This is a genomic window from Deltaproteobacteria bacterium GWC2_55_46, from assembly GCA_001595385.3.
Lineage (GTDB): Bacteria > Desulfobacterota > GWC2-55-46 > GWC2-55-46 > GWC2-55-46 > UBA5799.
This window is the reverse complement of sequence record LVEI03000001.1, coordinates 1,771,014-1,783,330: the sequence shown is the minus strand read 5'-3', so window position 1 is coordinate 1,783,330 and position 12,317 is coordinate 1,771,014. Positions and strand designations below refer to the sequence as shown.

The window sequence follows — 12,317 nt, the reverse complement described above, 5'->3', positions numbered from 1 at the left end:
CTCCTAAGGGTTTCAGGCTGTCACGTGACCAGCAGTGTCAGGACCGACCCCAATGGCTTCCTCTTCGGTCTCGTATATCCTTATATGCTTCGTAAGCCCTACTATGCTGAATATGTCGTAGTTAACGCGCTTGAGCCCGGAGAAAAGGACAGCGCCATTCTTCTCCCTGACCTTCTCTATCATGCCGATGAGCACGGATACACCGATGGAATTTATGAGGTCTGTCTCCGAGAAGTCTATCACTATTTTCTTGAAGCCCCGCTCAAGGTAGCTGGCGCAGAGCTCTTCGAGCTTTTCCCCTTCTATGTCGTTGATATAATTATCAGGGTAAAGGACGACGGTATCCCCTATCTCCTTGAAGTTCCTATACCTCTTTACCATTACTGCTATCTCCTTTTACAAGGTATTTCACGAGGACTATCTTCGCCCCTCCCCTTACCCGCTCTACCCTGACCTCATCCATAAGCCCCCTCATGAGCTCGAATCCCCAGCCGCGCTTCCTGGGCATGGCCCCCGCTTCGATGGGGTCTGAAGGCTCGGAAGGGCTGTCGAAATCGACCCCGCCGTTCTGGACATGGATGGTAAGCCTGTCGGCAGAGGCGACGAACCTCAAAAAGACCTTCGCGATCTTAAGCCTGCTGTGCTCGAATGCGTTTATGCAGGCCTCTACTAGGGCGGCCTTTATCTGGCCTATGGCCGCGTCGTCGAAGCCCATCTCGGTGCCTATCTCCTCGACCGCCTTCGCCGCCACAAGCTCGGCCTTGGAAGACGAAGGCAGCACCACCTCGAATTCCTTGACCGGGGCTATCTTATCAGAGGACTTGAGCCTCGTGGCCGAGTCTTTATCGGCGAGCCCCTCTTTTATTATCTTCAACTGGACAGAATCGGATGAGAAAACGCCCTCGGCCTCTATGCGCTTTTGCGCTTCGGCGGTGAAGCCCTCCCTCCCGACCATCCATCTTACGACCTTCGCGGCCCTGAAGTTCTCCCGGAGTATCTGGGTGCGCCTCAGGAAGTTCTCTACGTCGCCGATATTGACCGGCGAAAGGGCGTCCTTGACCGAGGCTATCCAGACGACCTCATTGCCGGAATCGTACCTGCCGTTCTGGAAGCCGTGCGCCACGAGTATTGGCGGGCCCGCCTCTCCGGCCTCAAGGCGTTCGGATGAGAAGCAGCCAACTGATTGCGGGACCGTAAGCTCGCCTTCGTCCCCGCCTTTCCCTTTCTTGAACCTGGCTGAAAACGCCTGGTTCCGGAAAAGGAGCTTCAGTACCTTCTGGTTGTTGAACGATCTCATTACTTCGGCGACTTCGTCCTTGAGCTTTAACCCGGCCCTCGCCCCCCTGAAGCCGAACCCTTCCTTCAGTATCTCCCTGGCCAGATAGGTCCTTACCTCTTCGGCGCTTCTACCCTTAACGCGCGTTTCGTAGACGAAGCATATGAAATCCTTGACTACCGAGCCCCCGGCCCACAGGAGCGATCCGAGGTTCACCTCCACGAGACCGGCCTCAGAGAGCCCCTCGATGATATTTTCAAGTTCCGAGGGCTCAAGCCTGAACCTCTCGGAGAGATCTTCGTCGGAAAGCGGCCTCTTCGATGTGGAGCACGCATGGAGCACCCTTAAACTGTTTATCCCCCGGAGCCCCAATGCCGACCTCAGCGCTATGCCCATATTACCCTCGAAGAGGTCCTGGGTATAGAGGTCCCCGAACTCCTTGAGTGTAGAAAGGCTTACTCCGGATTTGGCCGCCGCCCAGACCAGGCTCTTAAGGTACATGGGGTTCCCCTCAAGCCTCGTGGCCGCGAGCCTCAATATTTCGGTATCGAACTCGACCCCGTACTGGCGGCCTAAGTCCATCATCATCGACGTGGCGACCTCCTCGTCAAGGCCGGGAAGCTCCATGGCCTCGGCCGAGCCGCTGAAGGCGGCGCCATCGAGAGGGCGCTTGGTCGACGCAGAAGCGACGAAGGAGGCGGGGCCGAGCGAGAGCGAGTCGATAAGCTCCCTGGACAACGCGGCCTCCCTCTGACCGTCCGAGCACGCCGCGTGGTCGATATCGTCCAGTATGAGGTATACGGGTATGCCTGAGCGCGCGGAGACCATCGCCGGGCTTGAAAGGGCGTTCCTCAAGGCCGCGGTGCTGTCGGAAGCCCTGCGCGCCTCCCTGTGAATGGCGGCGAGGTCGGCGAGGTCGTAAAGGTCGTTATCCACGAGCAGGCGGTCGAGCTTATCGAGAGAGACTTCGTTGCGGACGAGCCTGGCGTCGCGGAGCCTGAAGGCGAGGTACTGCTTCAGGACCTCCTTCAGGTAGTCCTCCGCGAACTCCTCGGCGGAGCCGTAGCCCTTGAACTGGTAGTAAATGGGCACTACCCTGGCCTGTCCCCAGAAGAGGCCGTGGAAGACCCTGCGGAGGAGCTCTGTCTTCCCGGTCCAGCGTCCTCCGAAAAGGAAGATGGCCGGGGCGGGCTTCTCAGCCGCCCTCCTGCAGATGTAATCTATCTCGTATACCCGGCCGAAGAACTCGCCGTCAGGGCAGGTATTGAAGAGCATCCTATCTTTCATAGACCACTACCTTGTTCTTGCCCATCCTCTTGGCCAGGTACATGGCCTTGTCGGCCTTGTTTATGAGATCGTCTATGTGGCTCGCGTCCCCGGGGAACTCTGCCACGCCAAGGCTTATGGTGGGCCAGTGCTCGAAGTCCGGGTTCGGCGGCCTGAAGTCCTGAACGCCCTTTCTTATCCTCTCGGCTATGATGGAGGCGTCGGCCTTGTTCGTATGCGGGAGGATGACCGCGAACTCCTCGCCGCCGTACCTGGCCACTACGTCCATGGACCTCACGGCGTCCCTGATGGCCCGAGAAACACCCTTCAAGACCTCGTCGCCCGCGAGATGGCCATACCTGTCATTGAAGCTCTTGAAGTTATCTATGTCTATTACAAAGGAGGTGAAGCACTCGTTATGCCTCTTGACCCTCTCGACTTCCTCATAGAGCCTTTCCCTGAAATACCTCCTGTTGAAAAGGCCCGTAAGCGGGTCTGTCATGGAGAGCATCTTGAGCTCTTCGCTCATGCTGTAGTAAGCGCCTCGCTCCAGGGCGATAGAGGCGTAGTTCGAAAAAGAGAGCAGCAGGTGCAGATCCTCTTCAGAGAAGACCTCGCCGGAGTTCTTGTCGCTTAAATTTATTACGCCTATGACCTTGCTCTCGAGCTTAAGCGGCAAGGATATGAAGGACTTGGTCTTGTACCTCGGCCTGTTCTTCCAGGACGGCACCTCGTTCTCTATATCCCTGACTATCACCGGCACGCCCCTGGCCGCTATCGCCCCGGAGATACCGTCGCCGACCTTGACCCTCAAGCCCTCTGCGATCTTCCTGTCCATGCCCTTTGATGCCTTGACCGAAAGTACGTTCTGCTTGTTATCGAGGATCATAAGAGACCCCCTGTCGGCCCCCACCAGCTCGGAGGATTTCGCCAGTATCGTCTCATAGAGCTCCTCCCGGTCCAGCACAGGCGCTATCGACCTGTAGACCTGCTCCAGGGCCTTAAAGCCCCTGAGACTCACGTCAGAGTCTCCCGCGCCTGCCTGGCGGTTTGCCACCAGGGAGGTCAAAAGAGGCACGGACATGCTGTGCAATATCGTCGGGGCCATGAACATGGACTTCGGCTGGACCGTCTTCAGCTCTGCCCGAAGCCCGCTCGCTTCAGACTCGCTTAAGCCCAACCCGCTTATACCCTCATAAAAATCCTTTATTACGCTCCCTTCGAAGTACGCCCGCCCACCGATTATCACAAACGCGTGGCCGGAAGCGAGGATGACAGGGACAGCGAAGAAGTACTGGTTCACGTGACATTTGAATATGTAAGCTTTCTTTTTTTCGATGACCTTGGCTATGGAGGCCAAGATCATCTCCGAGCAAAGGGACCTGCCGCGCTCGTTTGAACAGACCTTCTCGCAAACGCACGGTTCTTTTATCGAGGGGACAAGCAGGTTCCCTGCCGAGTCATAAAGCTGAAGCGGCATGTCCAGAAGAAGCGAGAGCCCCTTCTGAAACTCCCTCCAGACCGACAGGTCCATGGGGGCGGGAATAGCGGAAAAGCCGTTTTTCTTTTCCATAGAGCCGCTCTTTAGCGTGGAACTACGTAGATCCATTCAGCGCAAAAAAAAATGCCTTAATACCTTCTTGGTATCTTGGCATCCCTTACCTTTTCCGGCCCGCCATGAGCCTTTTATTACTGATTTCTACTACCGGAAGGTCAGCCTCATATTTAAATTTCTAAATAAAAGATGAACAAAACGGCTTCCTGCCGATACTTGTGAATAGCATAAGTCTTTAAAAATTACAATAGGCTTTTTTTTGAGGAAAATCCGAAAAATTGGTCCCGCACCCTTAAAAAGGGCGCGGGAAACGCAAAGAAGGGGTTAAACTTTTACAAGCGATTGTTTTCCCTTACCTTTCCAGTAAAGGAGTAGCGGGCTCGCGATAAATATCGATGAAAAGGTGCCCACGATGACGCCCATTACCAGGGCAAGGGCGAAGTCATGTATGACCTCCCCCCCAAGGATTGTCAGGGCAAGGGCGGCGAGCAGGGTAGTAAGGGATGTGACGATGGTACGGGAGAGGACCTCGTTCAGCGACCTGTTTATGAGGGTCACGAGGTCCTCCTTGGTCCTCTTCCTCATGTTCTCGCGTATCCTGTCGAAGACCACGACAGTATCCGTAAGGGAGTACCCGGCGACGGTCAAAAGGGCTGTCACTACCAGCAGGCTCATCTCCTTGTCGAGCAGGAAGAATACGCCGAGTACGGCCAGGACGTCATGGAAGGTGGCTGCCACCGCGGCCACGCCGAACCTGAACTCGAACCTCCACGCCACATAAAGGAGTATGCCTATCATAGAAATAAGCACAGCCCAGAGCGCGTCCTTCTGGAGCTTCTTTCCCACGGTAGGACCAATCTCGGTGGTCGAGTCTATCGTAAAGGGGTTGTCATGGATGCCCCTTGTGAAGACATCTCCGAGTGATTGGGACAGGGCCCTCAGGTCTCCGTCAGACCTCTTGAGCTTGACGAGGAGCTTCGTGGGCTCGGCGAACTGCTGCAAGTTAGCGTCCTTGAAGCCCGCTTCAGCGAGGAGCACCCTCATCCTGTCTATCTCAAAGGCATTCTGGAACCTGAACTGTATGGCTATTCCGCCCTCGAAGTCGGTGCTCAGGTTCGCCTTGCCCATTGGTATGGCGATAGCGGCCACAAGCCCCAACAGGACAAGGACTATCGAGATGACGAATGTTATCCGCCTTTTCCCAAGGAAATCTATCTTTGTGTTACGGACAAGGTCCATCTATGTCTATCCTCCGAAAGCCGCGTCTGCGGCCTTTAGATGCTAAGCTTCTTGACCCTCAGCTTCTCGCTCTGGATATCAAAGGCCACCTTCGTGCCGACAAGGGCGGTGAAGAGGTTTATGAGTATTCCGAGGCTCAAAGATACCGCGAAGCCCTTTATCGGCCCGCTCCCGAACTGGAAGAGCACGGCAGCGGTTATCAAGGTCGTCACGTGTGCGTCGACGATCGTCCACCACGCCCTGTCATACCCGGCGTTTATGGCAGACCTGGGGGTGCGTCCCGCCAGGAGCTCCTCTTTTATCCTCTCGAATATGAGGACGTTGGAGTCAACGCCCATGCCTATGGTGAGAACGATACCGGCTATGCCAGGGAGCGTGAGCGTGGCGTTCAGCCATGACATGGCCCCGAGGAGCATTATGATATTCAGGCACACGGCGAAGTCCGCTATTGCGCCGGAAACCTTGTAATAAAACAGCATGAAGACGAGGACGAGGGACGCGCCGAGGAGGCCGGCCTTTATGCCAGCCTCGATCGAGTCCTGCCCGAGGCTTGGGCCGACGGTCACGTTCTGGATGATGTTTACCGGGGCCGGGAGAGCGCCCGCCCGGAGGACTATGGCAAGGTCTGTGGCCTCTTCATAGGTGAAGCCGCCGCTTATCTGCGCCCTGCCGCCGCTTATCGGCTCCCTTATCTGGGGGGCTGAATGGAGGTTCCCGTCAAGGACTATGGCGAGCCTTTTGCCGACGTTCTGTGTCGTGACCCGTTCGAAGACGCGAGAGCCCGCCGAATCGAATGTAAGCGAGACATACGGCTCGTTATACTGGGTGTCGAAGGCGACCCTGGCGTCGGAGAGCGAATCCCCCGTAAGTATGGAATCTTTCTTTACGAGAAAGGGGGTCTTCTGCTGAGCGCCCGTCTGCTTGTCGACGGAGTACTGATAGATGACCTCTGAGCCGAACGGCGCGCCCTGCGTCTCGGCGGCAAACGGGCTCATCGACTCGTCGATGAGCCTGAATTCCAGGACAGCCGTCTTGCCGATGAGCTGAATGGCCCTCTCGGGATCCTTGAGGCCTGGGAGCTGTACGACAAGCTCGTCTTCGCCCTGCTTTTGTATTATGGGCTCGGCGACCCCGAACTTGTCTATCCTGTTCCTTATGGTCTCAAGGGCCTGGGATACAGACCACTCCCTTATGCGGTCTGTCTCGGGCTGATCGAGGGTGAAAAGGAGCCTGCCGCTCTCCTCAGAAGGAGAGCCGAATATCCCGAACTCATCCTTTACGAGCTTTGCTATCTCGCCCTTCGTCTTCTCGTCAGGGAAGGCTACCGCTATGGAATCAATCCCCTGCCTGTTGACGCTATAATAAGGTATGCCCTTCTTTTTGAGCGCATCCTCAAGAGAGCCAGCGAGCCTCTGTGTATGGCTCTCCACCGCTTTTGCCTGGTCTATGTTCAATACCAGGTGCATGCCCCCCTGGAGGTCAAGGCCCAGGTTTATCTTGGGGATGTTATTGACCCAGAACGATGGCAGCCTCTTTGAAAGAGGGGTCGAGGGCAGGAAAAGCACTATCGCCAGGACTGTGAACGCGGCCAGAAGTACGACGCGCCAGAAAATACTTCTCATCCTATCTCCGGAATGACAGCCGATTTACCACCGGCGCTTTTATGCTTACCGGCGGCTCAAAACAAAAAAACGCCGCCCCGCGGGGCGGCAAAGACAAAGTTACCTACGCTTGAGGCTTTCTTACGGCGACAGATTCCTTGGACATCTTGATCTTCACGCCATCGGCTATCTCCACCATGACGGTATCCTCGTTCACCGTTACGACCTTGCCGTGGATCCCGCTGGAGGTGACAATGTTGTCGCCCTTCTGGACGGCGGCCATCATCTGCCTGTGCTCCTTGGCCCTTTTCTGCTGCGGCCTTATGAGGAGGAAGTAGAAGATCACGAAGAGTATTATCAGCGGGGCTATGCTCATGAGGCCCGAGAGTCCGGGCACGGCCGGCTGAGCGTCCTGTGCGTAGGCCATTGCGACTGGGAAAAAAAACACGAAAATAGTCCTCCTTTTTTTATAATGCCACGGGCTCTTCCACCCGCGACCTTTCCTCGTAAAACTTCTTTTTAAAGAGCTCGAACCTGCCCTCTCCTATCGCCGCCCTCATCGAGCGCATGAGGCTGCTGTAATAGAAAAGGTTATGGATGGTATTGAGCCTGGGGGCGAGTATCTCGCCCGCCATGTAAAGGTGCCTCAGGTAAGCCCTTGAGAAGCTCCTGCAGGTGTAGCAGGCGCAGCCCTCCTCAATGGGCCCGGGGTCCTTTTCGTATTGCGCATTCTTTATAACCAATTTTCCATGCCTTGTAAAGAGAGTTCCGTTCCGGGCGTTCCTTGTGGGCATCACGCAGTCGAACATGTCGATACCCATCTCCACGCAGTAGACCAGGTCCTCAGGGGTGCCCACCCCCATCAGGTACCTGGGCTTATCCTGCGGCAGGCTCTCGACCGTAGAGGCTACCATCTCCTTCATGAGCCCCTTCTCCTCCCCGACGCTCAAGCCGCCTATCGCGTACCCGTCGAAGCCGATATTCATGAGCGCCTCGGCGCTCTCCTTTCTCAAGTCCCTGTACATGCCGCCCTGCACTATGCCGAAGAGCGCCTGGCCGTTCGGCCTCTTGGCCTCCTTGCACCTCTTCGCCCACCTGTGGGTCATGTTCATCGACTCTACGGTATACTCCCTGTCAGCCGGGTATGGGGTGCACTCGTCAAGCGGCATGATGATGTCGGCGCCCAGGGCCTCCTGCACCTCTATCGCGCTCTCCGGGGTAAGAGTATACCTAGTGCCGTCGAGGTGCGAGCTGAACTGCACGCCCTCTTCCGTTATCTTCCTCAACTTGCAGAGGCTGAAGACCTGGAAGCCGCCGCTATCGGTGAGTATCGGCCCCTTCCAGTTCATGAAGCGGTGGAGGCCACCCAACTCCCTCACAAGGTCGTGCCCTGGCCTTAGATAGAGGTGGTAGGTGTTGGCAAGTATTATCTCCGCCCCTATCTCTTCAAGCTCTTCCGGGGTAAGCCCTTTCACGGCCGCCCTGGTGCCTACCGGCATGAAAACAGGTGTAGCGAACTCGCCGTGGGGCGTCTTCACGCGCCCGAGCCTCGCGGAGGCGTCCTTCTTTAATAGCTCGAATCCGAATCCATTCACTTTTCCAGAACCCTTCTTGTTCTTCTGGTAAAATTACGAATATCATAGCAGAACAATCTACAGTCTACAGCACAAGCATCGCGTCGCCATAGCTGAAAAACCTGTACTCTTTCCGGACGGCCTCCCTGTACGCGCCGAGAGTCAGTCCCGTTCCCGCGAAGGCCGCCACAAGCATTATAAGCGTCGAGCCTGGCAGGTGAAAATTGGTCAGGAGGGCGTCCACCGCCTTGAAGCTGAAGCCCGGGTAGATGAAAAGGTCTGTTGCTCCCTCAAGGGCCGGCCTCTCAAAGCCGTTCTTCACGCTCGATTCGAGGGCGCGCGTAGAGGTAGTGCCCACGGCAACGACCCTCCGCCCTTCCTTTTTCGCGCTCGCCACCGCATCGAAGGCATCTTTACCTATGATGTAGCGCTCTTTCATCATCCTGTGCTCCTCGATCCTTGAGCAACGCACGGGCATGAAGGTGCCCGGGCCTGTATGCAGGGTTAAGCGGTGTACGATGACGCCTTTGCGCTTTATATCGTCGATAAGCCCGTCAGTAAAATGGAGCCCGGCGGTTGGGGCCGCTACAGCCCCGGCGGACCCGGCGAATACCGTCTGATACCTGACGCTATCCGCCTCGTCAGCCTCCCTCCTTATATAAGGCGGCAGAGGGATCTTGCCTATGGAAGAAAGGTCGAGAGGACTTGCGAACCTGCAAGTCAGAAGCCCCTCATCATCCTTTCCGGTTATCTCGCCTTCGACCCCTTCGATGGTCAGGCGCGTCCCGTTCCTCAACCCCTTCGAGGGCTTCGCCAGGCACCTCCATTCATCCCCATCTGCCCCTGTCCTGTCAACGAGCAGGAGCTCTACCCTGCCGCCGCTGCCCTTCTGGCCAAAGACCCTTGTAGGAATGACCCTGGTGTCGTTCAATATAAGGACGTCCCCGGCCTTGAGGTACTTGGCGAGGTCCCTGAATGAGCTGTGCTCAATATGCCCGGTTTCCCTGGAGAGCACCATGAGGCGCGAAGCGTCCCTCTCAGGCAGCGGGTGCTGGGCGATGAGCCTCTCAGGGAGGTCGAATATGAAGTCGTTAAGTTCCATCAGAGTCAATTCTCAAAGAGGTCCGCTTGATTTAGAGGGGATTTAAAAAAAGGTGGGTCACCACGCCCTGGTAAGCTCTGTGCCCGGATAAAAATGATCGAGTATTTCCCTGTAGGAATATCCGTTCTCCGCCATCCCCTTTGCCCCCCATTGGGAGAGGCCGACCCCATGGCCGGAGCCCCTGCCCTTGAAGATAAAGCGGTCCCCGTCCTTCTCGACAGCGAAGAAGGTCGATCTCAAATTAGAGTAACCTACGGCCCCTCTAAGCTCCTCACCCGATAACCGCGCCTCTTTCCCGCTGCCATCCCTTAAGGCGATGAGCTTTACCCTTCCAGCCGAGGTAGTATCGAGGACGGTTATCTCTTGAGGAGTGAGCGCGGGGAGGCCCCCGGAAGAAAGGAGCCCCTTGAAAGACTCCGCCGGGAGGGCGAACTCCCACTCGTACTTCGGGGCGCTCGCATCAAACGGGCTCTCCACCGGCAGAAGGTATGGATAATCCCTGCGCCATATTTCGCGCGCCGAATCGGTCATGCCGCCGGCGTTCGAGTGGTAGACCGTCAGGGCCGGCTCGCCGTCAAAGACGAGTATCTCGCCCGCGGTTGCCTGCACGGCCTTTATGGCGGCGTTATCCTCTACCGAGGCGCCGCTGTAGACCTGCCCCATGACAGAGCTTTCAACATGATAAGGCAGGTTCTGCCTCTTTCTCATGTTGAAGAGGGCATAGGTCCTGGCGATGACAGCCTGTGACTTTATCACGTCCTCAGGCCATTTGGACGATATCTCGTTATTTATTATCCCGGCTATGTAGGCCTCCATGTTGACTTCGTTCACTACCAGAAGGGCGCCCTTGCCAGCCGAGACCTCGACCGTCCCGCGGTAGGGCCTGCCGTTTATATAGACGAACTCGTCCTCTGGATAAAGCTTCATCGGCAGGCGCTTCAATCTGCCGTTCACAGAGGCGGACTCCGCCCCGGAGTACCTGATATGCAGCTCCCCCCTGTCAGTGCCACGGAGGTCAAAGGAGCCGGACGATTTAAGTATCAGGACCCGCACCTTCTCCCCATAGCCAGCCTGGCCGGGCGCCGTATGGAGACAGCCAGAGAGCAGGAGCAAAAGAACGCTTATAAGCCGCCAGGGCCTGGTTTTAAACGATGGCATATATTATCAGTTGCTGAAAAACTCCGATTTGCTCAGGGTAGATTTAGAAGGACCGGACAAGGTAGAGTATTAGTAGCCCGGCAAAAACGGTTACAAGGCCTATTACCCTCATCCCCGGCTCTGTAGCCTCAACAAGCGCGGCCGACCATTCCTTGACCTTACCGGGAAAGAGGAGATACGGCAGCCCCTCTATGACAAGCAGGGCGCCGAGGACTGGAAGTATGATCTCCATGGGCTTACTTCCAGATGTCCCTTATGGCGAAAAGAAGGACTATGCCAGAGGCCATTATCACGAGGCCCAGAAGCCTCATCCTCTTCTCGGGGAGACGGTGGAGATACCCCGCCCAATGCCTTACCGCCTTGGGAAAACCGAAGTACGGGATGCCCTCGATGACGAGGAGCGCGCCGAGGAGCATAAGTACGAATCCGAACCTCTCTGAACCAAAACCCATTTTGATACCTTGATGCTACTTCCCCTTGCAGTTGCAGAGCTTTCTCAAATAGGCCTTAAGCTCCGTTATCTCACCCCTGGTGAGGGTCTTGCCGAAAGGGGGCATGAGGCTTGACTTGCTCGTGGCCGGGCCGCCCTCGGCTATCGCGTTTATGATATCCTCGTCCGTTAGTTTGCTCATCTCGACCGCGCTTGTATGATCGCGCGGGCTAACCGGCATCTCCTTCGTGGCGTTTGGCCCGTCTCCCCTGCCGTGTGTTCCATGGCACTGGGCGCAATAGAATTTATAGTTCTCCTCTGCCGTGGCCCCGAAAGAAGGCGCGGCTGCCGCGCCCAGGGCCAGCAGAATGGCCGGGACGATATAATAAGGCCTCAAACCCATCGCACGCTCCTTCGATCTCATCTGAGCCCCCCGACATACGCCGCGAGCTCCTTCATCTCGGCGTCGTTAAGCACCCCGGCATAGACAGGCATCATCTTGACCGGCTTGAAGGCCTTCGGGTTGGAAAGATAGGCGTAGACCCAGTCCGGGTTGAGCCTGTCATAGGCGTTGGCAAGAGCGGGGCCGGAGAGGCCGCCCACGGCCTTGCCCCTGTTATTGATGACGGTATGGCAGCCGTAGCACGACTGCTTCTTTATGAAAATAACCCTGCCCTTCGGGGTGTCTGCCGGCTGGATGCCGAGCTGCTTTACATTTGTCGATTTGAGGCTCATAAGGTACACGGCCACGTCTTTCGCCTCTGGACCGGCAAGCCTCTGGTGGTCGCCCTTGTTCCTCTCGGTTACGCTATTGTAGGCAAGCGGCCTTATGGGCTGAGGGTTGGAGAGCCACCTCTCAAGAAAACCGGCCTTGAACTTGCTGCCCGCGTACCAGAGCTCAGGCCCTTTCTTGGCGAGCTGGTCCTTTATGGTCTTTTCAGAGGCAGGCCCGGCGACCTGATGGCATGAGGCGCATTTGCGCGCCTCGAAAGCCTTTTTCCCTTCAGCGACCCCGGCCTGCGCTCCAGCCGGAAACAAAACAGCGCAGGCAAGGGCTGTAACAGCGAATAAAACCCCAAGAGCTCTCATCTTGCTCCTAACATTGAAAAAGGATAA

General features: G+C 56.6%; 13 protein-coding genes. All 13 read right to left on the bottom strand.

Features of this window, described 5'->3' with window-relative positions; translation table 11 throughout:
* Positions 1–12: 12 nt before the first annotated feature.
* Positions 13–381, bottom strand: a complete 369-nt coding sequence (locus tag A2V21_308360; protein ID OIJ74270.1) for a hypothetical protein — start codon at positions 379–381, stop codon at positions 13–15.
* Entirely contained in the window at positions 365–2,563 is a 2,199-nt protein-coding gene (locus tag A2V21_308355; protein OIJ74269.1) for a hypothetical protein, read from the bottom strand. The genes A2V21_308360 and A2V21_308355 overlap by 17 nt, the downstream gene beginning before the upstream one ends.
* Positions 2,553–4,115 (bottom strand): hypothetical protein, encoded by a 1,563-nt coding sequence (locus A2V21_308350; GenBank protein OIJ74268.1) that lies wholly within the window; start codon positions 4,113–4,115, stop codon positions 2,553–2,555. The genes A2V21_308355 and A2V21_308350 overlap by 11 nt, the downstream gene beginning before the upstream one ends.
* Positions 4,116–4,421: 306 nt before the next feature.
* A complete protein-coding gene (locus A2V21_308345; protein OIJ74267.1) occupies positions 4,422–5,336 on the bottom strand; it encodes a protein-export membrane protein SecF in 915 nt (304 codons plus the stop codon).
* Between the two features lie 35 nt (positions 5,337–5,371).
* Positions 5,372–6,958: a protein-export membrane protein SecD gene (locus A2V21_308340; protein OIJ74266.1), complete on the bottom strand. Its 1,587-nt coding sequence runs from the start codon at positions 6,956–6,958 to the stop codon at positions 5,372–5,374.
* Between the two features lie 103 nt (positions 6,959–7,061).
* Positions 7,062–7,364 (bottom strand): preprotein translocase subunit YajC, encoded by a 303-nt coding sequence (locus tag A2V21_308335; protein ID OIJ74265.1) that lies wholly within the window; start codon positions 7,362–7,364, stop codon positions 7,062–7,064.
* Positions 7,365–7,404: 40 nt separating this feature from the next.
* Entirely contained in the window at positions 7,405–8,532 is a 1,128-nt protein-coding gene (locus A2V21_308330) for a tRNA guanosine(34) transglycosylase Tgt (protein OIJ74264.1), read from the bottom strand.
* A gap of 64 nt (positions 8,533–8,596) precedes the next feature.
* Positions 8,597–9,613, bottom strand: coding sequence for a tRNA preQ1(34) S-adenosylmethionine ribosyltransferase-isomerase QueA (locus A2V21_308325; protein ID OIJ74263.1), 1,017 nt, complete (start codon positions 9,611–9,613; stop codon positions 8,597–8,599).
* 57 nt (positions 9,614–9,670) lie between these two features.
* The gene (locus tag A2V21_308320) at positions 9,671–10,771 is read right to left on the bottom strand and encodes a hypothetical protein (GenBank protein OIJ74262.1); all 1,101 of its coding nucleotides are present in this window, start codon (positions 10,769–10,771) and stop codon (positions 9,671–9,673) included.
* Positions 10,772–10,814: 43 nt separating this feature from the next.
* Positions 10,815–11,003: a hypothetical protein gene (locus A2V21_308315; protein ID OIJ74261.1), complete on the bottom strand. Its 189-nt coding sequence runs from the start codon at positions 11,001–11,003 to the stop codon at positions 10,815–10,817.
* A 4-nt stretch (positions 11,004–11,007) separates the two neighbouring features.
* Positions 11,008–11,223, bottom strand: a complete 216-nt coding sequence (locus tag A2V21_308310; GenBank protein ID OIJ74260.1) for a hypothetical protein — start codon at positions 11,221–11,223, stop codon at positions 11,008–11,010.
* Between the two features lie 15 nt (positions 11,224–11,238).
* Positions 11,239–11,604, bottom strand: a complete 366-nt coding sequence (locus A2V21_308305; protein OIJ74259.1) for a hypothetical protein — start codon at positions 11,602–11,604, stop codon at positions 11,239–11,241.
* A gap of 17 nt (positions 11,605–11,621) precedes the next feature.
* Positions 11,622–12,290: a hypothetical protein gene (locus tag A2V21_308300; GenBank protein ID OIJ74258.1), complete on the bottom strand. Its 669-nt coding sequence runs from the start codon at positions 12,288–12,290 to the stop codon at positions 11,622–11,624.
* Between the last annotated feature and the right edge of the window lie 27 nt (positions 12,291–12,317).

Coding starts and splice junctions, on each gene's coding strand:
- A2V21_308360 (OIJ74270.1), bottom strand. CDS start 381: ATGGTAAAGAGGTATAGGAACTTCAAGGAGATAGGGGATACCGTCGTC.
- A2V21_308315 (OIJ74261.1), bottom strand. CDS start 11,003: ATGGAGATCATACTTCCAGTCCTCGGCGCCCTGCTTGTCATAGAGGGG.
- A2V21_308335 (OIJ74265.1), bottom strand. CDS start 7,364: ATGGCCTACGCACAGGACGCTCAGCCGGCCGTGCCCGGACTCTCGGGC.
- A2V21_308340 (OIJ74266.1), bottom strand. CDS start 6,958: ATGAGAAGTATTTTCTGGCGCGTCGTACTTCTGGCCGCGTTCACAGTC.
- A2V21_308355 (OIJ74269.1), bottom strand. CDS start 2,563: ATGAAAGATAGGATGCTCTTCAATACCTGCCCTGACGGCGAGTTCTTC.
- A2V21_308300 (OIJ74258.1), bottom strand. CDS start 12,290: ATGAGAGCTCTTGGGGTTTTATTCGCTGTTACAGCCCTTGCCTGCGCT.
- A2V21_308345 (OIJ74267.1), bottom strand. CDS start 5,336: ATGGACCTTGTCCGTAACACAAAGATAGATTTCCTTGGGAAAAGGCGG.
- A2V21_308350 (OIJ74268.1), bottom strand. CDS start 4,115: ATGGAAAAGAAAAACGGCTTTTCCGCTATTCCCGCCCCCATGGACCTG.
- A2V21_308305 (OIJ74259.1), bottom strand. CDS start 11,604: ATGGGTTTGAGGCCTTATTATATCGTCCCGGCCATTCTGCTGGCCCTG.
- A2V21_308320 (OIJ74262.1), bottom strand. CDS start 10,771: ATGCCATCGTTTAAAACCAGGCCCTGGCGGCTTATAAGCGTTCTTTTG.
- A2V21_308310 (OIJ74260.1), bottom strand. CDS start 11,223: ATGGGTTTTGGTTCAGAGAGGTTCGGATTCGTACTTATGCTCCTCGGC.
- A2V21_308325 (OIJ74263.1), bottom strand. CDS start 9,613: ATGGAACTTAACGACTTCATATTCGACCTCCCTGAGAGGCTCATCGCC.